The following is a 19,134-nucleotide window of genomic DNA, read 5'->3' as shown; positions in this document are numbered from 1 at the left end:
CTCAGCGGGCGGTCCAGCCGCCGTCCACCGGCAGGGAGACCCCCGTCATGAAGGAACCGTTCGGGCCGCACACGTAGGCGACCAGCTCGGCGACCTCCTCGGGCTCGATCAGCCGCTTGACCGCGGCGGGCGCCAGCATGATCCGCTCGACGACCTCGTCCGGGCCGATCCCGTGCGCCTCGGCCTGGGCGGCGATCTGCTTCTCCACCAGCGGGGTGCGCACGTAGGCGGGGTTCACGCAGACGGAGGTGACCCCGTGCGCGGCGCCCTCCAGGGCGATGACCTTCGACAGGCCCTCCAGTCCGTGCTTGGCCGCGACGTAGGCGGCCTTGTACGGCGAGGCGCGCAGGCCGTGGACCGAGGAGACGTTGACGATCCGGCCCCACCCCCGGGCGTACATGCCGGGCAGGACCGCCCGCGCCAGCAGGAACGGCGCCTCGACCATGACCTTGAGGACCGCGGAGAAGACCTCCGGGGGGAACTCCTCGACGGGCGCCACGTGCTGGAACCCGGCGTTGTTCACCACGATGTCCGTCCCGGCGAGCAGGCCGGGCGGGAAGGCGCCGGTGAAGTCCGGCGCCGTCAGGTCCGCGGTCACCGGGGTCCCGCCGACCTCGGCGGCCACCTTCCCGGCGGACTCGGCGTCCACGTCGACCACCACCACGTGCGCCCCCGCGGCGGCCAGCCGCCGCGCGCAGGCGCGCCCGATCCCGCTGCCCGCTCCGGTCACCACGGCCCGCCGCCCCGTCAGGTCTGTCATGTCGGCGAATCTAGGCAATCGCCCCGCCCCCTCCCATGTCCCTCGCCGACATACCCTCCCCCCGGCTTGTGTACGGCGGGCACGCACCCGCCGGGCGGGCGGGCGCGCGTCCGCGGGACGGCCGGGGCGCATACCCCGCCGGGCGGCCGGGGCGCGCACCCGCCGGGCGGCCGGGCGCCGGAAATGTCGTAGTGCTGATCTAGGGTCGGAGGGTCCGGCGCGACCCCGCCGGCGGAGGATGCGAGCCGAGGGCCCCGGTCCCGGAGGCCGGGCCCACACTGGAGGCGATCGATGACCGCGAGCCCGTTGCGCCTGATGGCCGTGCACGCCCATCCGGACGACGAGTCGAGCAAGGGTGCGGCCACCCTGGCCCGTTACGTCGCCGAGGGCGTGGACGTGCTGGTGTGCACCTGCACCGGGGGAGAGCGCGGCGACGTGCTCAACCCGGCGATGGACCGGCCGGGGGTGAAGGAGAACATCGCGGAGATCCGGCGCAAGGAGATGGCCGAGGCCGCCGCGATCCTCGGCGTCGGCCACCGCTGGCTGGGCTTCGTCGACTCCGGTCTGCCGGGGGAGGGAGAGCCGCTGCCGGAGGGGTGCTTCGCCCTGCAGGACCCGGCGGTGGCCGCGGAGCCGCTGGTGGCGGCGGTGCGCGAGTTCCGGCCGCACGTGATCGTCACCTACGACGAGAGCGGGGGCTATCCGCACCCCGACCACATCATGACCAACCGGGTCGCGGTCGAGGCGTTCGAGGCGGCCGGGGACCCGGACCGCTACCCCGGGACCGGGGAGCCGTGGCAGCCGCTCAAGCTCTACTACATCGTGTCCTTCACCCGCGAGTGGTTCACCGCGATCCACGAGGGCATGCGCGCCCGCGGGCTCTCCCACCCGCTGGCCGAGGAGGTGACGGACGACTGGTTCGACGGCATGCCGGAACTGACCGTGACCACCCGGGTGACCTGCGACGAGCACTTCGAGACGCGGGACCGGGCGGTCAAGGCGCACGCCACCCAGATCGACCCCGACGGCCCCTGGTTCGCCACCCCGCGCGACCTGGAGCGGGAGGTCTGGCCCACCGAGGACTACCAGCTGGCCCGGTCCCTGGTCGAGACGGAGCTGCCGGAGACGGACCTGTTCGCCGGGATCCGGCGGTGACCGGGGCGGCGCGGAGCCGGGGTCCCCGGTTCCGCGCCGCCCCGTGCTCGCGCGGGAGGCGCCGCCGGTTCCGTGCCGGCCGGCGCGCCCGCGGAAGGCGCCCTGCGGAGGCCGGGCGGGCGGCCGGGAGCGGTCCCGGCGGGGGCGGCGTGCGGGCCGCGGGCACCGGGCGCCCGCCCGGTCATCCGGCGGAACCGCCCGCCGGGCCGAGCCTGGCCTGGAGGCCGTCGAGGACGCGCTCCAGCCCGTAGCCGAAGCCCTCCTCGCGGACGCGCTCCGGGTCGCCGCCGTGCTGGGCGGCGTGCGCCTCGCGCAGGCGGGGATGGTCCCGCATGGCCTGCTCGACGACCGGACGCAGGCTCTCGGCCCACTCCTGCTCGGTCCGCCCGCTGCGGGCGAGCATCGACAGGTAGGCCGCCTCGCTGGTGGCCATGCCGATGACGTAGGCGATGAGCGTGTTCATGGCCTGGTCGGCCTCGCCCGGCGGGAACCCCGCGGCCCGGAACAGGGTGATCATGCGCTCCGACTGCCGCATCAGGTTCGGCCCGAGCGTGGCGAGGCCGGCCTGGCCGAGCATCGGGGCGATCCAGGGATGGCGCAGGATCATCGCCCGCAGGCTGCGGGCGCCCTCGGCGAGGGCGCCCCGCCAGTCGCCGGGGGGGTCGGCCTCGGGCACCCGCACCTCGCCGTAGGCCTCGTCCACGACCAGCTCGATCAGCTCGTCCTTGCCGGCGACGTGCCGGTAGAGCGAGGTGGCCCCGGCGCCCAGGCGGGTGCCGAGGTTGCGCATGTTCAGGGCCTCGGCCCCCTCCTCGTCGAGGAGCCGTACGGCCTCGGCGACGATCCGCTCCCGGCTCAGCGCGGGACGCTCCCGGGTGGCGCGCGGGCGGGTCCACACCGAGGGGACGGGCGGCTTGTCTGCGGGCACGGGCGACCTCCTTCGCGGTCACCGTAGCGCACGATGTGCGCTTGTGCGTACGTCTGTGCACGCCCCGTCCGCGCGGGTGACGTCCCGGTGGAAGGCCGGGACGCCGGGAGCGGGGTGCCGTCACGCGATCCGGCCGGGCCCGGTCCGGCCCCTCGCCGGGCGCCCTCTTCGGATGAGTGCAGCCATCACGTTGCGTACGCCCGACTCTTTGCGTACATTGTTCGCAAGACGAGTACAGCGTTCTCCCGGCCCGGGTCCTCCGGGGCGGGCGAACGCCGGGACGGCGCGGTGCGCGCCCGTTCCGACCGCGGACCGCCGGCCCCGGCGCCCCGCGCACCGCGCACAGGAGGAGGAGACATGTCCGAGCAGCCGGACCGGAGCAACGGCGGAGACCGGGGAGGGCGGGGCCGGGACTTCCGGGCCGCCCACTGGCAGGCGCGACTGGACGAACTGCGCGCCGCCCACCACGTGCCGGGGGCGTCGCTGGCCGTACTGGTCGGCGGGCGGGTCCACGAACTGGCCGCCGGGGTGCTGCACCGCGGCACCGGCGTGGCGACGACGACCGACTCGGTGTTCCTGTCCGGCTCGATCGCCAAGGTCTACACCGCCACGCTCGTCCTGCGGCTGATCGACGAGGGCCGGATCGGCCTGGACACCCGGGTCGCCGACGTGCTGCCGGAGTTCGCCACCCCCGACCCCGAGGCCACCCGGGCCATCACCGTCCGGCGGCTGCTGTCCCACACCGGGGGGGTGACCAACGACTTCAACCACGACAGCGGCCGCGGTGACGACTGCCTGGCCAAGTACGTCGAGGCCGCGCGCGGAGTGCCGCTGGACTGCCCGCCGGGCACCGTGATCTCCTACGGCGGTCTCGGATACGTCGTGCTCGGCCGCCTCGTCGAGGTGCTGACCGGCATGACCTGGGACCGGGCGCTCAAGGAGATGGTCTTCGCCCCGCTCGGGCTGGAGCGCTCGGTGACGCTGCCGGAGGAGGCGCTGCGCTTCCGGGTGGCCATGAGCCACCTGGGCGAGCCGGGCGCGGACCCCGACCCGGCGCCCGAGTGGGACCTGATGCCGCGCTCCGCCGGCCCGTACGGCCGCGTCATCACCTCCGCGGGGGACATGGTGCGCTTCGCGCGGATGCACCTGGACGGCGGCCTGGCCCCCGACGGCACCCGCGTCCTGTCCGCCGGGGCCGTCGCCGCCATGCAGCGCAGGGAGGCGGACGTGCCGGACAAGTGGACCGTCAGCGCCGACGGCTGGGGCCTGGGCTGGACCCTGTACGACTGGGACGGCGTCCCCGGCTACGGCCACGACGGCGCCGCCGTCGGCCAGTACGCCTACCTGCGGGTCGTCCCGCACGCGGGCGTGGCCGTGGCCCTGATGACCAACGGAGGCAGCGCCCGCCTGCTCTACGCCGACCTGTTCCGCGAGCTCCTGGCCGAACTCGCCGGGGTGACGATGCCCGCGCCCTTCGGCCCGCCCCCGCGGCCGCCCGTCGTCGACGCCACCCCGTTCCTCGGCACCTACCGGCGCGAGGGCGTGGTCATCACCGTCACCCGGAAGGAGGACGGGACGCCGCACCTGCGCTACGAGTTCGTCGACGGCATGAAGGACCTGTCACCGCCCCTGGAGGCGGACCTGGTCCCGGTCTCGGAGACCGTCTTCGCCGCCTCCGGCGCCGGTCCCTCCTTCAGCGAGGACCACATGCCCGTGGTCTTCGCCACGCTGGCCGACGGAACGCCCTGCTGCTACGTCGGCATGCGGGCGACGCCCAAGGTCGGGTGAGCCCGGTCCCGGCCGGTCCCGGCCGGTCCTGACCGTCCGCCCCGGCCGGGCGGATCCCGGTCGCCGGGTCAGACGTCGACGGGGTAGGGCAGCGCGAGCTCGTCACCGGGCACGCCGCGGATGCCCCAGTTCACCTGGGGCGACTCGATGATGACGACCTCCAGGTCGTCGGTGCGCAGGCCGAGCGCCTCCGCGGTCCGGGCGTACAGGGTCCGGATCAGCTCCCGCTTGGCCCCCTCCGAGCGGCCCGTGAAGCAGACGATCTCCACGATCAGGTAGCGCTCGCTCCGCTCCGGGCAGACGAGGTCCTCGGCGTCCAGCAGCAGGAAGCGGTGGAACCGCTTGCCCGCGGGGAGCTTCCACGCCTCGACCAGGCAGCCGTGCACGACGTCGGAGAGCTCCCGGCGGAGCGGGGCCCACACGTCGCGCCGGCCGTAGAACTTGATCTGCGCCATGGCGCCGAGTCTCCCAGACCACCGGGACCGGCGGGTGCCCGGGGTGCGGCCGGCGGCCGGTGGCGCCGCCGGCCGCGGCCGGATGGGTCAGGTGAGCTCCAGGCCCCCGTCGACGGTGAGGACCTGGCCGGTGATCCAGGTGGCCGCAGGCGCGGACAGGCGCACGATCCACTCGGCCACCTCCTCGGGCGTGCCTCGGCGGCCGAGCGGGATGCGGGCGGCCTCGTCCCGTTTGATCTGCTCCACCACGGCGTCGGGCAGGCCCGCGGCGGCCAGGGCCTCGCTCTCGGTGGGGCCGGGGGCCAGCGCGTTGACCCGGACGCCGTCGGCGGCCAGTTCCAGCGCCCAGCTGCGGGTCAGCTGCTCCAAGGCGGCCTTGGAGGCGGCGTAGTGGGCGGCGCCGGGCAGCGGGCGGTGGCCGTAGGTGCTGGAGACGTTGACGATCGCGCCCTTGGCGGCGCGCAGGTGCGGCAGCGCGGCGTGAGCCAGCAGGCTGGGCGCGGTGACGTTGAGGGCGAGGAGACGGCCGATGCGCCCGGCGTCGGCGTCGGCGAGGGGCATGGCGGCGGTGGCGCCGGCGTTGTTGACCAGGACGTCCAGCCGTCCCCAGAGCCCGACCGCCGTGTCGATCACGGTCTGCGGCGCGCCCTCGGCGGTGATGTCGGCGGCCAGGACGGTGATGGCCGGATGCCCGGCGGCGGTCCGGCGCAGGGCGTCGACGCGGCGGCCGACGCCGAGCACGCGCGCTCCGGCGCGAGCGAAGGCGAGCGCGGCGGCGCGGCCGATGCCGGATCCGGCTCCGGTCACGATCACGGCATGGTCCTGCAGGCGGTCGTCGGGTCGGCCGGTCACTCCCCATCCTCTCGTTCGATGTTCGTGAAACATCGAACAAATTACCATGGCAGGTATGAGACGGGCGCACCATCCCGAGGTGGACGAGATCGCGCTGACCGGGGTGATGGCCGCGCTCAGCGACCCGATCCGGATCGGGCTGGTGCGCGTGCTGGCCGACGGCCGGGAGCGCGGCTGGGGGGAGCTGCGCGCGCCGGTGGCCAAGTCGACGCTCAGCCACCATCTGCGGGTGCTGCGCGATGCCGGGTTGACCCGTACCCGGCAGGAGGGCACCCGCTGTTTCGTGCTCCTGCGCCGGCAGGATCTGCAGGCCCGCTTCCCCGGGCTGCTGGAGGCGGTGCTCGCCGCCGCCGAGGACGAGGACGTGGGTCGTCAGGTGAGCGTGAAGGACGGCCCGCACCCCGCGTGAGGCCGTGCGGCGCTCCGCGGGGTCCGTGGGATCCGTGCCCGTCCGGGCCGGAGGGACGCGGTCGGCGGGTGCGGAGGCCGCCCGCCGCCCGGCCCTCCGCCGCACGTGAGCACCGGCCCGGCCCGGCCGGGACCGGCTAGTGCTGTGACCGGCAATGATCACCGGGTTGGCGCGTAAGCCGTTCCTGCCAGTCGGATGGTGCTGATCACTTTCGGGATCGGCACTCAGGAGGCCAGGTGACGCAACCGGTCAAGGTCCGCAGGCTCACCGGCCCCGAAGGACAGGAGCTGCAGCGGATCGTGCGGCGCGACGCGATGAGCACGGTGCGTTATCGGCGGGCGATGATCCTGCTGGCCTCGGCCGGCGGCAACACCGTCCCGGTCATCGCCCGCCTGGTCCAGGCCGACGAGGACACTGCCCGCGATGTGATCCATCGCTTCAACGAGATCGCCCTGGCCAACTCCAGCCATTCCGGCCACACCGTCCGGACCCGGGCGCTACACGCCTACCTGCGCTGGCGCAGCGCCCGCGCCCGCCACCCCGACGTGCTGGCCGTCCAACGACGCGAACGCGCCCGCGCCCGCAGCGAGAAGGGCATCCGCTGGGGCGGACGGCCGCTTGCGACCGCGGCTTGAACCCTCACCCAACCCGGCGATCGTTTCCGGTCACAGCACTAGACAGCTCCGTGACGTCTTTGCGGCACGTGGGAAACCGGCGCGTCCGGATCGGGGTCCGGCCGGGCGGGTACACGGCGGCGTGCGTCGGCGAGCAGGGTGTGCATGGCGCTGCGGAAGATCTCCGCCTGTAGCGGGCCGATGAAGGCGGTGTGCCCAAACACCTCCAGGACCACGAGGCCGTGCAGGTGGCCCCAAAGGCTGATGAAGAGGGCGGCGGCTTGCGGCGGAAGCCCGCCGACCGCTTCGGGCGGCAACTGTGCGAGGTGAGCGCGTAGCTCGGGGCTCAGCGGCGGCAGCTCGGTGCGGGCCAGTTGCTCTTGCGTGAACGCTCCGAACAGCTCGCGGATGAAGAGCGCCGCGATCCTGCGGGGGCCGGCGGTCGTGCGGCCATCGGCGGGTGCCTGATAGTGGAGGAGCGGCGTTCCGTAGATGAGCTGGAAGCGCGCGGGGTGGTCGAGCCCCCAGCGCCGGAATGCCTCCGCGGCGATGACGAACCTCGGCAGGTCGCCATCCGGTGGTGCCGTGTCGAGCGCCGATGCGACGGCGTCGGCGAGGTCGTGGTAGGCCTCGCTGATCAACACTGTGATCAGCTCGTCGCGGCTGGGGAAGTAGTGGTAGAGCGCCTGCACCGTCATGTCGAGGCTGCGCGCGACCGATCGCAGGGACAGGCCGGAGGGGCCGTGCAGCGCGATTTGCTCCTGCGCCGCGTCGAGGATCTCGCGGATCGCGGCGGCCCGCCGGCGCCGGCGGAGCGGTGACAGGCCGGTGGCAGAGGCCGCGGGGTCGTCCGTCATGGAGACACCCTACTGTTCGCCTGACACTGTTAAATAAGTTTGGCACTGCCAAGCCCGGACGGATGTCGTTAGCGTCTGGTCCCGGCCGCTTCCGGACAGCCGCCAGCTGCGCCGCGCGGTCCGTGACCGAGAACCGAGATCACTAGTCATTCCGGAGAAAACTGTGCTTCTGAGCGTTGTCAAGTTCACCGTGCGCCCCGAGCAGGACGCGGCCTGGCTCTCGCTGATCGAGGACTTCACCAAGGCCACCCGGGCGGAGCCGGGCAATGTCCTGATCGAATGGTCCAAGAGCGTGGACGACCCGCACCGCTATGTGGTGATCGAGGGCTACACCGACCCCGAGGCGTTGGCCGCGCACACGGACTCCGAGCACTTCAGGACGACGATGGCCGCACTGCCGGACATGACCGCCGGGGCTCCGGAGATGCTCAGCGCCCACAGCGAGCACGACGGCTGGAGCCCGATACCGGCCGACCCGCACCAGCGGTGAGCAGCCGAAGCTCCCCGGCCGCGCCCGATACGGTGTTCTCGGCGGCACCCGGGTTCCGAGGTCGCGGACAGGGCCGGGCGTGAGGTCGGACATGGACAAGGTGGAGGCGCCGTGGATGACCATGGTGCGGGCGGTCGTGCTCCTGCCGCGCACGGGGAAACGCTGACCATCCGAGCCGGACATGGTCCCGCCGCCGAACACCTTGGCCGGCTCCAGGCCGTAGTGGTGATTGACGATCGCGGTGTTGGCCTCGCGCGGCGTCTCCTCCCGGACGTACCGCTCCAGCGTCCAGGCCAGCACGTGGTAGGACACGCCGCAAGCCTCCGACATCCGTGCCAGGCCCCAATTCGCGGCCGACGCGATGAGCACGGTGCGTTATCGGCGGGCGATGATCCTGCTGGCCTCGGCCGGCGGCAACACCGTCCCGGTCATCGCCCGCCTGGTCCAGGCCGACGAGGACACTGCCCGCGATGTGATCCATCGCTTCAACGAGATCGCCCTGGCCAACTCCAGCCATTCCGGCCACACCGTCCGGACCCGGGCGCTACACGCCTACCTGCGCTGGCGCAGCGCCCGCGCCCGCCACCCCGACGTGCTGGCCGTCCAACGACGCGAACGCGCCCGCGCCCGCAGCGAGAAGGGCATCCGCTGGGGCGGACGGCCGCTTGCGACCGCGGCTTGAACCCTCACCCAACCCGGCGATCGTTTCCGGTCACGGCACTAGGCGGGCGGGCGGGTCATGGAGAGCACGTCGAGCACCGCGTCGAGCTGCTCCTCGGTGATGGTGCCGCTGGCGACGTGCCCGCGCTCGATGACCACCTCGCGGATGGTCTTCCGCTCGGCCAGCGACTGCTTGGCGATCTTCGCGGCCTCCTCGTAGCCGACGTACCGGTTGAGCGGGGTGACGATGGACGGCGACGACTCGGCGTACTCGCGCAGCCGTTCGGCGTTGGCCGTGATGCCGTGCACGCAGCGGTCGGCCAGCAGCCGGGAGGCGTTGGCCAGCAGCCGGATGGACTCCAGGATGTTGCGGGCGATGACCGGCAGGGCCACGTTGAGCTCGAAGCTGCCGGAGGCGCCGGCGAAGGCGATGGCGGCGTCGTTCCCGACGACCTGGGCGGCGACCATGCAGACGGCCTCGGGGATGACCGGGTTGACCTTGCCCGGCATGATCGAGGAGCCCGGCTGGAGGTCGGGCAGATTGATCTCGCCGAGCCCGGCGCGCGGGCCCGACCCCATCCAGCGGAGGTCGTTGGCGATCTTGTTGAGGGAGACCGCGACCGTCCGGAGCTGGCCGGACAGCTCCACGATCGCGTCCCGGGCGCCCTGGGCCTCGAAGTGGTCGGGGGCCTCGCAGAAGGGCAGGTCGGTGGCCTCGCGGAGCTTGGCGATGACCTTCACGGCGAATCCCGGCGGGGTGTTGATCCCGGTCCCGACGGCGGTGCCGCCCAGGGGGAGCTGGGCCAGGTGCGGCAGCGCGCTCCGCACGCGGGCGACGGCGTTGTCCACCTGGGTGGCGTATCCGCCGAACTCCTGCCCGAGCGTGACCGGGGTGGCGTCCATCAGGTGCGTACGGCCCGCCTTGACGACCTGGTCGAACTCCAGCGACTTCTCGCGCAGCGCGGTGGCCAGGTGCCGCAGGGAGGGGATGAGGTGGTAGGTCACCTCCGTCAGCGCGGCGACGTGGATGGAGGTGGGGAAGACGTCGTTGGACGACTGCGAGGCGTTGACGTGGTCGTTGGGGTGGACCGGCCGGCCCAGCCGCTCCTCGGCGAGGGTGGCGATGACCTCGTTGGCGTTCATGTTGGAGGAGGTGCCGGAGCCGGTCTGGAAGACGTCGACCGGGAACTCGGCGTCCCACTCGTTCTCCGCGACGTCGGTGGCGGCCTCGGCGATCGCCTGGGCCAGCTCCTTGTCGAGCACTCCCAGCTCGGCGTTGACCTCGGCGGCGACCGCCTTGATCAGGCCGAGCGCCGCGATGTGGGCGCTGTCCAGCCCCCGTCCCGAGACGGGGAAGTTCTCCACCGCCCGCTGGGTCTGCGCCCGCCACTTGGCGCCGGCGGGGACGTGGACCTCGCCCATCGAGTCATGTTCGATCCGGTACTCGCTCATGGACCCAGTCTGCAACGCGGAGGACGAGGCGGTCGTGCCGGATCGGTCCGGCCGCCTCGTCCCGTGTCGCCGTCAGGCGGACAGGATCGCCAGGACCAGGATGATGACGAACACCAGCGCGGCGGTCGCCACCCCCATCAGCAGCAGCGCGCTGCTGCGCTTCTTCTGCTGTACGGCGGGCGGCTCGTTCCGCCCCACGACCGAGAACAGCTCCGTGCCCAGGCCGGGCCTGTCCTCGTCGCCCGGTACGGGACCCGGAGGGAACGGCTGGTTCGGGCCCTGCGGTCCCGGTCCGGGGAACCGGCCCGGACCGGCGGGGCCGCCGGACGGGTGGAGCCCGCCCGGGCCCTCGGGCCGGTCGAACCCGCCGGGGCCGCCGAACGCGCCCTGACCTCCCTGGCCTCCCGGCCCGCCGAACGCGCCCTGGCCTTCCGGCCCGCCGGGGCCGGGGAGGGCTCCGGGCGTCACCACGCCGTGGGGGCCGCCGGGGTACGGGGAACCGCCGGGACCGCCCTGCCGGTCGAATCCGGGACCGGCCTGCCGGTCGAATCCGCCGGTGCCGCCGGGTGCTCCCGGGCCGTGCGGTCCGCCGGGCGTGCCCGGTCCGGGGAATCCGCCGGGAGCCCCGGAGGGGGGCAGCGCGCCGGTCCGCGTCGGGGTGTCGTCCGGGGAGGGCGCTCCGGAGCCCCGCGGCGGCGGGAAACCCGTCCCCGCGGCGGGCCGGCCCCCTCCGGCGACCCACCGCCCCGGCTCGGGGACGCCGGAGGCGTCCCGCGGCGGAGTCGTGGAGCCGCCCGCAGGGCCGGGCCCGGCGCCCTGTGCCGGGCCGGTCGGGGCCGGTCCGGGGGCCGCCGGGGCGCCCGGGGCCGGGACGGCTCCGGTCCCGCCATGGGGCGCGGCGGGGGAGGCGTCCGTCCGGGGGAGGGGACGCCCCAGCGTGGGCCGGGCGACGATCATGGTGCGGTTGGCGTCGAAGTCGTCCTCGGGTCCGGGCCCGCCGGGGGTGCCCGCGGGCCCGCTCTCCGGCCGGTTCCGGAAGCCCGGTTCCGCGGCGCCGCCCGCCCGGGAAGCGGGCGGCGCCTGGGCGGCGAACTCCTGGGAGGTCGCGGAGGACAGCGGGGTGTCGGCCACGGCCCGGAGCATGGCGATCGCCTGGGAGGCCGTCAGCCGCGCCGTGTGGTCCTTCTCCAGCAGCTGCTCGAGCACCGGGCGGAGCGGACCGGCCTGGACCGGCGGGTCGACGCTCTCCGTCATCAGCGCGGCGAGCGTCTCGGCCATCGTGGAGCGCTCGTAGGCCGGGCGCCCCTCGACCGCGAAGTACAGCGTGGCGCCGAGCGACCAGAGATCCGACTCGGGGCCGGTGTGCTCCCCGCGCGCCCGCTCGGGCGCGGTGTACCCGGGGGATCCGATCACCATGCCGGTCTGGGTGAGGCTCGTGTCCCCCTCGGCCTTGGCGATGCCGAAGTCGGTCAGCACCACCCGGCCGCTCTCCGTGATCAGCACGTTGCCGGGCTTCACGTCGCGGTGCAGGATCCCCTGGGCGTGCGCGGCGCGCAGCGCGTCCAGCAGGTCGACCCCGATCGCGGCCACCAGCCGAGGGGGGAGCGGGCCCTCCTCCTCGACCACCTGCTCCAGCGAGCGCGCCTGGACCAGCTCCATGATGATCCACGGGCTGCCGTCCTCGATGATCGCGTCGTGGACGGTGGCGACGGACGGGTGGCTGATGCGGGCTGCGGTACGACCCTCGCGGATCATGCGCTCCCGCAGTTCGGTGCGCTGCGCCTCGCTGAGCCCGGGCTCCTGACGGATCTCCTTGATCGCCACCTCGCGGCCCAGGGAACGGTCATAGGCACGCCAGACGGTGCCCATCGTTCCCCGGCCGAGCGGGGTGATCAGCTCATAACGGCCAGCGAGCACGCGCGTCTGCTGTTCCGGCATGAGAAGAAGATAGCGATTACTCCTTGAAGAACGCTTTAGCCGCGCTTGCGGAGCTCGCGGGGCCAGAGGCTGCGGGGGAGCACCAACCGGATGACCGGCGACATGAAGCGCACGAAGGGACGCGGCGCCGGCCGGGCACCGGCCGGTTTGCGGTGGTTGCCCTCCGCGGGCCGCCGGTGCGGGCGCGGCTGCGGCACCGGGGCCGGGGCGGGCCCGGGCTCGGGGGCGGGCGCCGCGCTCGCCCGGTGCAGGCCCCGGTGCGGCGGCCTGCGGTTGAACGAGGGCACGGGGAGCGCCGCGGGAGGCCGTACGGCCTTGCCCGCGATGCGGATGGGCTGCTCCTCGGCCACCCCGCCCGCCGCCACCCGGGCGAGCATCAGCGAGGCGCGCACCGGGTCGAGCCGCTGGGCCGGGTCGATCGTGAGCAGGCCGCGGAGCACCGGGGCGAGCGGCCCGGCCTTCTCCATGGGGATCGGCTCGCCGCTGGTCAGGGCGGCCAGCGCGGCGGCGGCCGTGCGGCGGCCGTGCAGGCCGCGGCCCTCGACGGCGGTGTAGAGGGTCGCGCCGAGCGACCACAGGTCGGCGGCCGGGCTCGCCTTGGAGCCCAGCACCCGCTCGGGGGCGATGTAGCCGGCCGAGCCGAGCACGATGCCGGCCTGCGTGATCGAGACCTCGCCCTCGAGCGCGGCCAGGCCGAAGTCGGTGAGGACCGCGCGCTCCGCGGTCACCAGGACGTTGCTGGGCTTCACGTCGCGGTGCAGGATGCCCTTGGCGTGCACGGCGCGCAGCGCGCCCAGCACCTGCCGCCCGATCTCGGCGGCCTGGCGGGGCGGGAGCGGGCCCTCCTGCTGGACGAGCTGCTCCAGGGATCTCGCCTTGAGCAGCTCCATCACGATCCACGGGCGGTCGTCCTCGGTGACGACGTCGTAGACGGTGATCACCGAGGGGTGCGCGACCATCGCGGTCGCCCGGCCCTCCCGCTCGGTCCTCGCGCACAGCTCCTCGCGGAGCTCCTCGTCCAGGACCAGGGGGAGCCGCACCTCCTTGACCGCCACCTCGCGGTCGAGCAGCTCGTCGCGCGCCCGCCAGACGGTGCCCATGCCGCCGCGTCCGACCGGCTCCGCAAGCCGGTAGCGCGCGGCGAGAAGGTATCCGGAAGGCGCACGCATGATGGGCAGCTTACCGATTTGCGTAGTGCGACCAGTAGAGACAGGGCCGAAAGTTCTTGCCTGATGCGGTCAGATTCTCTCGCATGTGACTGTTCGGAGACGGAGGGTGACGGTGTGGGATTCTAGCGGACCACCGGTCCGCGCGGGCGGCGCCCGGACGGCCGGACCCCGGGTCCGTCCTCCCTGTCCCCGCCGTCCCCGCCGTCTCCGCGGTCGGCGGTCGCGCGGACCCCGCGGAGCACCCGCGCGACCTCGCCGGGACGGGTGAGCTGCGGGTAGTGCCCGGTGCCGGGAATCACCTCCGCCGCCCGGTCGGCCGGCAGCGGATCCTCCGACCCGGCGACGAGCACGACCGGGACCTCGACGCGGTCGAGCAGCAGCCGCAGCTCCTCCCGGTCCGTGTGGCCCGCGCGCAGCGCCCCGGCCGCCCGCCGCGCCGCCCCCGGCCGCGCCAGGTCCGCGAGCGCGCCGGCCGGGACGCCCAGCCTGTCCGCGAGCCGCCGCCGCGGCATGCGGCGCAGTACGGGGACCGCCGCCCTCGACCGCAGGAACCGGCCGGCGGGCGCCTGGAGGAACGCCGGTGCGACCAGTACGAGCGCGGCGACCCGGTCCGGGTGGGCGGCGGCGTACCGCAGCGCGGGGCCGCAGCCGAGCGAGTGGCCCACGAGCACCGGCCGGGTGGTGACGGGCGCGAGCAGCGCGGCCGTCCAGGAGTCCGGCACCCCGCAGGCGGAGCCCGCGCGGCCCGCCCGGCCGGGGCCGGGCGGAACGGCCGCCGCCGGAGCGGAGCGGCCGAGGCCGGGCAGGTCGGGGGCGAGGACCGGGCCGTCCAGCAGGCCGGCCGTCCCCGCCCACGAGTCCGCGTCCAGCGGCAGCCCGTGGAAGAGCACGTACGCGGGCTCCTCCGGCTCGCCGGTCACCCAGGTCCTGACGCCCGCGACGTCGCGGAAGCCGTACGGGCGCGTCCGCGGGCCTCCCCCCGGGCCCGGCACCCCGCCGCCGGCTCCCCCGGCCCCGGCGGCGGCGTCCCCGGGCGCCGTGCTCCGGCCGGACGCAGGTCCGTCACCGAACCGCGCGGCGACCAGGTCGTCGGCCCAGTGCCGCAGGGCCCGGCCGACCGGCGGCATGCGCAGTCCCGCGCGCTCGGCGAACTCCCGCGCGGGGCCGGTGTCGTACCGCTCGGCCGACAGGAACGTCAGCGTCTCGGGGTCGGCGCCGGTCAGCGCCCGGGGCAGCCGCCGCAGCAGCCCGACGGGGAGCGAGCGGCGCGGGGCGGGCACGCCCAGGTGCTCCGCGAGCAGCGCGACCAGCTCCGGCAGCTCGGGCGTCGCGTCGTCGAGCACCCAGTAGGACCCGCCCGCGGTCTCCGCGTGCTCGGGCAGCGCGGCCATGAAGCGGGCCAGGTGGCCGCCGTCGACGACGGGGACGAAGACGCCGCGCCCGCCGGGGAGGACCGGCAGCCGCCCGTACCAGAGGTCGCGCACCAGCGACGCCAGGCCGATGAACTGCCCGGGGCCGATCACCGTGGCGGGATTGACCACGGTCAGCGGGACGCCCAGCTCGGCGGCCCGCGCGCGCACGGCCGCGTCGCCCTCCTTCTTGGATGCCTCGTAGGCACCCTCGCGCCTGTAGTCGGGCCGCCCGCCGCCCACCCGGTAGCCGCTGACGTGGACCAGGCGGCGCAGGCCGGGCCGGGTGGCGGCCCAGTCGGTCACGTGGAGCGCACCGGTGACGTTGACGGAGCGCGCCTCCGGCACGGTCAGCCCGAAGGCGAAGCGGGCGGCGGTGTTGTAGACGTCGCGCACCTCCGCCAGCCCTCCGGTCTCCGCTAGGCCGAGGCCGGGCGCGGTGACGTCGCCGGTGACGACGGTCAGCCCCGCCGTGTCCACCTCCTGCCCGGCGAGCCAGGAGGTCAGCCGGTCCCCGGGGCCGCGTACGGCGGCGGCGACGCGGCGGCCGCGGCGGAGCAGCTCGGCCACCAGGGTGCGGCCGACGAATCCGGCGGCGCCGAAGACGATGGAGTCGGGGGTCATGCGACCACTCCTAAAAGTAGATCGGTCTACATATTCTTTGGCCGGACGAAACCCGTGAAGACACGGTCTCCACGGGTGGCCGCCGCCGGGCCGTCCGCGGGTTACCGGACGATCCGGGGCGCCGCGGGGCGGGGCGGCCGGGGGAGGGGCGGTCCGGGGTGGACCGGCGCGGGAAGCGGGCCGGCGCGGGAAGCGGAGCGGCGCGCAAGCGGTCCGGAGCGGCTCAGAGCAGGGCGGCGATCCGGCGGGCGACGCGGTCCAGGGGCTCCCGGCTCCGGTGCGCCCTGGCCAGCAGCAGCGCGCCCTCCACCAGGGCGAGGACGGTGACCGCGGTGTCGTCGGGTTCGGGATGGCCGTCGGCGGCCAGGCGGTCGCGCAGCGCCGCCTCCCAGTCGCGGTAGACCTCCGAGCAGGCCTCGTGCAGCGGGTCGTTCACCGCGGCCATCTCCAGCGCCACCGTCGCCACCGGGCAGCCCTTGCGCCACCCGGACTCCTCCAGGCGGTCGCCCAGGAACCGGAGCACCGCCGTGACCAGGCCCGGGGCGTCGGGCTCGTGCTCCGCCAGCGCGCCGAGCTCCGCGCCGACCTCCCGGCCGGCGCGCCGTACCGACTCGCCGACCAGCTGGTCCTTGCCGCCGGGGAAGTGGAAGTACAGCGAGCCCCGGGGCGCCCCGCTGGCCGCCACCACCTGGTTCAGGCCCGCGCCGAAGTAGCCGCCGGTCTCGATCAGGTCGCGCGTCGTGTCCAGCAGGCGCCTGCGCGTCTCCTCGCCCTTCTGTCCCATGACGAAAATATAGACCGGTCTTCATATTTTCGGCAAGTCCGGGCGGGTACGGGATCCGCTCCGGCGGCCGCCAGGACGGCGCCGGGCGTACCGCCGGGGCGGTACGGCCGGCGCCCCCGCGGGTCAGGCGCGGCGGCCGATCGACAGGACCGGGCCGGTGGTGTCGGCGAAGAAGTCGTTGCCCTTGTCGTCGACGACGATGAAGGCGGGGAAGTCCTCGACCTCGATCTTCCAGACGGCCTCCATGCCGAGCTCCGGATACTCCAGCACCTCGACCTTCTTGATGCAGTCCTGGGCCAGGCGGGCGGCGGGGCCGCCGATGGAGCCCAGGTAGAAGCCGCCGTACTTCTTGCACGCCTCGGTGACCTGCGCGGAGCGGTTGCCCTTGGCGAGCATCACCATGGAGCCGCCCGCGGCCTGGAAGCGCTCGACGTAGGAGTCCATGCGCCCGGCGGTGGTCGGGCCGAAGGAGCCGGAGGCGTAGCCCTCGGGGGTCTTGGCCGGCCCGGCGTAGTAGACCGCGTGGTCCTTCATGTACTGCGGCATCTCGCCGCCCGCGTCGAGCAGCTCGCCGATCTTGGCGTGCGCGATGTCGCGGGCGACCACCAGCGGGCCGGTCAGCGACAGGCGGGTCTTGACCGGGTACTTGCCCAGCTCGGCGAGGATCTCCGGCATCGGCCGGTTCAGGTCGATCTTCACGACCTCGTCGGAGAGCTGGTCGTCGGTGGTGTCCGGCAGGAACCGGGCCGGGTCGGTCTCCAGCTTCTCCAGGAAGATCCCCTCAGGGGTGATCTTCGCGAGGGCCTGGCGGTCGGCGCTGCAGGAGACGGCGATGGCGACCGGGCAGGAGGCGCCGTGCCGGGGCAGGCGGATCACCCGCACGTCGTGGCAGAAGTACTTGCCGCCGAACTGGGCGCCGATGCCGAGCTTCTGGGTGAGCTCGAAGACCTTCGCCTCCAGCTCGGTATCGCGGAAGCCGTGCCCGCTGGGGGAGCCTTCGGTGGGCAGGGAGTCCAGGTAGCGGGCGCTGGCGTACTTGGCCGTCTTCAGCGCGAACTCCGCGGAGGTGCCGCCCACCACGATCGCCAGGTGGTACGGCGGGCACGCGGCCGTGCCCAGGGAGCGGATCTTCTCCTCCAGGAAGGCCAGCATGCGCTTCTCGTTGAGGACGGCCTTGGTCTCCTGGTACAGGAACGACTTGTTGGCGCTGCCGCCGCCCTTGGCCATGAACAGGAACTTGTACTCGTCCGCATGCCCGCCCGGGTCCTCGGCGTACAGCTCGATCTGGGCCGGGAGGTTGGTGCCGGTGTTCTTCTCCTCCCACATGGTGATCGGGGCCATCTGGGAGTAGCGCAGGTTCAGCCGGGTGTAGGCGTCGTAGACGCCGCGGGAGAGGTGCTCGGCGTCGGCGCCGTCGGTCAGGACGTGCCGGCCGCGCTTGCCCATCACGATGGCGGTGCCGGTGTCCTGGCACATCGGGAGGACGCCGCCGGCCGAGATGGAGGCGTTCTTGAGCAGGTCGAGGGCGACGAAGCGGTCGTTCCCGCTGGCCTCGGGGTCGTCGATGATCTTGCGGAGCTGGGCGAGGTGCGAGGAGCGGAGGTAGTGGGAGATGTCGTGGATCGCGGTCTCGGTGAGCAGGCGCAGCGCCTCGGGCTCGACCTCCAGGAACCTGCGGCCCGCGGCCTCGACGACGCGCACCCCCTCCCTGCTGACCAGACGGTACTCCGTCTCGTCCGGTCCGAGGGGAAGCAGGTCGGTGTAGTCGAACTCGGGCATCGTCTCTCGATCCTCCGTGCCGGGGGCCTTCCGGTTCTCGCCGGTTCCTGCTAGAGGGTACGGCCTGCCGCCGGGCGCTCCACCGGGGACACCACCGGTCCGGGGGCCGGTCCGGGCGACGGGGCGAGCCCGACGGCGATGCCCGTGACGACCAGGGCCGCCCCGGCCAGCTCGGCGGCCGAGGGCGCGCCGAACCCGAGCGCCGCGCCCGTCACCATCGCGCCGACCGGGATCAGCCCGGCGAACAGCCCCGCCGTCTGCGCCCCGAGCCGGGGCAGCGCGTCGTACCAGAGGAAGAACGCCACGGCGGTCACCACGACCGCCTGGTAGCCGAGGCCCGCCGCTTCGGCCGGGGTCGGCACGCGCAGCGCGGCGGCGCCGTCCGCCACCAGCCCGAACACGCCCAGCAGCGGAACGGCCAGCACCGCCGTGTAGGCGGAGACCCGCAGCGCGCCGAACCGGGGTAGCAGCGGCAGGGCCAGCAGGGAGAAGCAGACCTCGCAGGCCAGCGCGCCCAGCGACCAGAGCAGGGCGACCGGTCCGCCGCCGCCGAGACCCGTGGCCACGGTCGCCCCGGCCACCACGACGGCCGCGGCCCCCGCCAGCCGGGGGGAGGGGCGGCCGCCGGACAGGGCGAGGACCAGCGGGACGGTGCCGAGCACGGTGCCGACCAGGGCGGGGCCGGCGTGCCGGGTCGCCTCGATCACGCAGACGTTGAAGAGCGCCAGCCCGGTGAGGGAGAGCGCGACCAGCAGGGCGGCCTCGCGGGGCGCCGGCCGCAGGAAGCGGAGACCGGCGAGCCGGGCGGCGGCCAGCAGGATGGCGGCGGCGAGCAGGTAGCGCAGCGCCTGGCCGCCGTGGACGGGGTAGTCCTGGATCAGCCCGGAGACCCCGGCCAGGGTGCCGACCAGGAACATCGCCCCGGCCGCCTGGCCCGGACCCCGCAGCAGGGACGTGCGGGTGATGACAGCATCGCTCATGCCGGGAATGCTAGGGAGCCAATGGCTTTCC

At 74.4% G+C, this 19,134-nt stretch carries 18 protein-coding genes and 1 pseudogene; 6 read left to right on the top strand and 13 right to left on the bottom strand.

Annotated features, from left to right (window positions below):
- Window position 1: 1 nt before the first annotated feature.
- Window positions 2-760, bottom strand: a complete 759-nt coding sequence (locus tag ABD823_RS07865; RefSeq protein WP_344857328.1) for a 3-hydroxybutyrate dehydrogenase — start codon at window positions 758-760, stop codon at window positions 2-4.
- A gap of 291 nt (window positions 761-1,051) precedes the next feature.
- Here ABD823_RS07865 and mca point away from each other — a divergent pair, with 291 nt between their 5' ends.
- Window positions 1,052-1,915 carry a mycothiol conjugate amidase Mca gene (gene mca / locus ABD823_RS07860; RefSeq protein ID WP_344857327.1) on the top strand — a complete coding sequence of 288 codons (864 nt, stop codon included), beginning with the start codon at window positions 1,052-1,054 and terminating at the stop codon, window positions 1,913-1,915.
- Between the two features lie 181 nt (window positions 1,916-2,096).
- Here the strand turns inward: mca and ABD823_RS07855 are convergent, their stop codons facing one another.
- Complete coding sequence (locus ABD823_RS07855; protein ID WP_344857326.1) at window positions 2,097-2,843, bottom strand: TetR/AcrR family transcriptional regulator; 747 nt, start codon at window positions 2,841-2,843, stop codon at window positions 2,097-2,099.
- 357 nt (window positions 2,844-3,200) lie between these two features.
- Here ABD823_RS07855 and ABD823_RS07850 point away from each other — a divergent pair, with 357 nt between their 5' ends.
- The gene (locus ABD823_RS07850) at window positions 3,201-4,631 is read left to right on the top strand and encodes a serine hydrolase domain-containing protein (protein ID WP_344857325.1); all 1,431 of its coding nucleotides are present in this window, start codon (window positions 3,201-3,203) and stop codon (window positions 4,629-4,631) included.
- A 68-nt stretch (window positions 4,632-4,699) separates the two neighbouring features.
- Here the strand turns inward: ABD823_RS07850 and ABD823_RS07845 are convergent, their stop codons facing one another.
- Both ABD823_RS07845 and ABD823_RS07840 read right to left on the bottom strand, forming a co-directional pair.
- Window positions 4,700-5,086 carry a tautomerase family protein gene (locus tag ABD823_RS07845; RefSeq protein ID WP_344857324.1) on the bottom strand — a complete coding sequence of 129 codons (387 nt, stop codon included), beginning with the start codon at window positions 5,084-5,086 and terminating at the stop codon, window positions 4,700-4,702.
- An 87-nt stretch (window positions 5,087-5,173) separates the two neighbouring features.
- On the bottom strand, window positions 5,174-5,938 hold the full coding sequence (locus ABD823_RS07840) for an SDR family NAD(P)-dependent oxidoreductase (protein WP_344857323.1): 765 nt from the start codon (window positions 5,936-5,938) through the stop codon (window positions 5,174-5,176).
- Between the two features lie 55 nt (window positions 5,939-5,993).
- Between ABD823_RS07840 and ABD823_RS07835 the strand changes: the two genes are divergently transcribed.
- Window positions 5,994-6,347, top strand: coding sequence for an ArsR/SmtB family transcription factor (locus ABD823_RS07835; RefSeq protein ID WP_344857322.1), 354 nt, complete (start codon window positions 5,994-5,996; stop codon window positions 6,345-6,347).
- 314 nt (window positions 6,348-6,661) lie between these two features.
- Complete coding sequence (locus ABD823_RS07830) at window positions 6,662-6,982, top strand: helix-turn-helix domain-containing protein (protein ID WP_425566578.1); 321 nt, start codon at window positions 6,662-6,664, stop codon at window positions 6,980-6,982.
- A 38-nt stretch (window positions 6,983-7,020) separates the two neighbouring features.
- Here ABD823_RS07830 and ABD823_RS07825 read toward each other — a convergent pair whose 3' ends face one another.
- Window positions 7,021-7,818: a TetR/AcrR family transcriptional regulator gene (locus ABD823_RS07825; RefSeq protein WP_344857320.1), complete on the bottom strand. Its 798-nt coding sequence runs from the start codon at window positions 7,816-7,818 to the stop codon at window positions 7,021-7,023.
- A 163-nt stretch (window positions 7,819-7,981) separates the two neighbouring features.
- Here ABD823_RS07825 and ABD823_RS07820 point away from each other — a divergent pair, with 163 nt between their 5' ends.
- A complete protein-coding gene (locus ABD823_RS07820; RefSeq protein ID WP_344857319.1) occupies window positions 7,982-8,308 on the top strand; it encodes a putative quinol monooxygenase in 327 nt (108 codons plus the stop codon).
- A 183-nt stretch (window positions 8,309-8,491) separates the two neighbouring features.
- Here ABD823_RS07820 and ABD823_RS34585 read toward each other — a convergent pair.
- Window positions 8,492-8,638 (bottom strand): annotated as a pseudogene (locus ABD823_RS34585) (Tn3 family transposase); the annotation flags it as partial.
- A gap of 31 nt (window positions 8,639-8,669) precedes the next feature.
- Here ABD823_RS34585 and ABD823_RS34580 point away from each other — a divergent pair.
- Window positions 8,670-8,990 carry a helix-turn-helix domain-containing protein gene (locus ABD823_RS34580; protein ID WP_425566578.1) on the top strand — a complete coding sequence of 107 codons (321 nt, stop codon included), beginning with the start codon at window positions 8,670-8,672 and terminating at the stop codon, window positions 8,988-8,990.
- 38 nt (window positions 8,991-9,028) lie between these two features.
- Here ABD823_RS34580 and ABD823_RS07805 read toward each other — a convergent pair whose 3' ends face one another.
- From ABD823_RS07805 to ABD823_RS07775, 7 genes are all read right to left on the bottom strand, one after another.
- A complete protein-coding gene (locus ABD823_RS07805; RefSeq protein ID WP_344857318.1) occupies window positions 9,029-10,420 on the bottom strand; it encodes a class II fumarate hydratase in 1,392 nt (463 codons plus the stop codon).
- 72 nt (window positions 10,421-10,492) lie between these two features.
- Window positions 10,493-12,358 (bottom strand): serine/threonine-protein kinase, encoded by a 1,866-nt coding sequence (locus ABD823_RS07800; RefSeq protein WP_344857317.1) that lies wholly within the window; start codon window positions 12,356-12,358, stop codon window positions 10,493-10,495.
- 35 nt (window positions 12,359-12,393) lie between these two features.
- Window positions 12,394-13,527, bottom strand: coding sequence for a serine/threonine-protein kinase (locus ABD823_RS07795; RefSeq protein ID WP_344857316.1), 1,134 nt, complete (start codon window positions 13,525-13,527; stop codon window positions 12,394-12,396).
- A gap of 122 nt (window positions 13,528-13,649) precedes the next feature.
- On the bottom strand, window positions 13,650-15,560 hold the full coding sequence (locus tag ABD823_RS07790; RefSeq protein WP_344857315.1) for an alpha/beta fold hydrolase: 1,911 nt from the start codon (window positions 15,558-15,560) through the stop codon (window positions 13,650-13,652).
- A 223-nt stretch (window positions 15,561-15,783) separates the two neighbouring features.
- Window positions 15,784-16,344, bottom strand: coding sequence for a TetR/AcrR family transcriptional regulator (locus ABD823_RS07785; protein ID WP_344857314.1), 561 nt, complete (start codon window positions 16,342-16,344; stop codon window positions 15,784-15,786).
- Window positions 16,345-16,467: 123 nt separating this feature from the next.
- Complete coding sequence (locus ABD823_RS07780; RefSeq protein ID WP_344857313.1) at window positions 16,468-18,123, bottom strand: fumarate hydratase; 1,656 nt, start codon at window positions 18,121-18,123, stop codon at window positions 16,468-16,470.
- Window positions 18,124-18,173: 50 nt separating this feature from the next.
- Window positions 18,174-19,103: a DMT family transporter gene (locus tag ABD823_RS07775; protein ID WP_344857312.1), complete on the bottom strand. Its 930-nt coding sequence runs from the start codon at window positions 19,101-19,103 to the stop codon at window positions 18,174-18,176.
- Window positions 19,104-19,134 lie beyond the last annotated feature (31 nt).

The organism is Planomonospora alba (genome assembly GCF_039534085.1).
Lineage (GTDB): Bacteria > Actinomycetota > Actinomycetes > Streptosporangiales > Streptosporangiaceae > Planomonospora_B > Planomonospora_B alba.
This window is presented reverse-complemented; position numbering and strand designations above follow the sequence as displayed.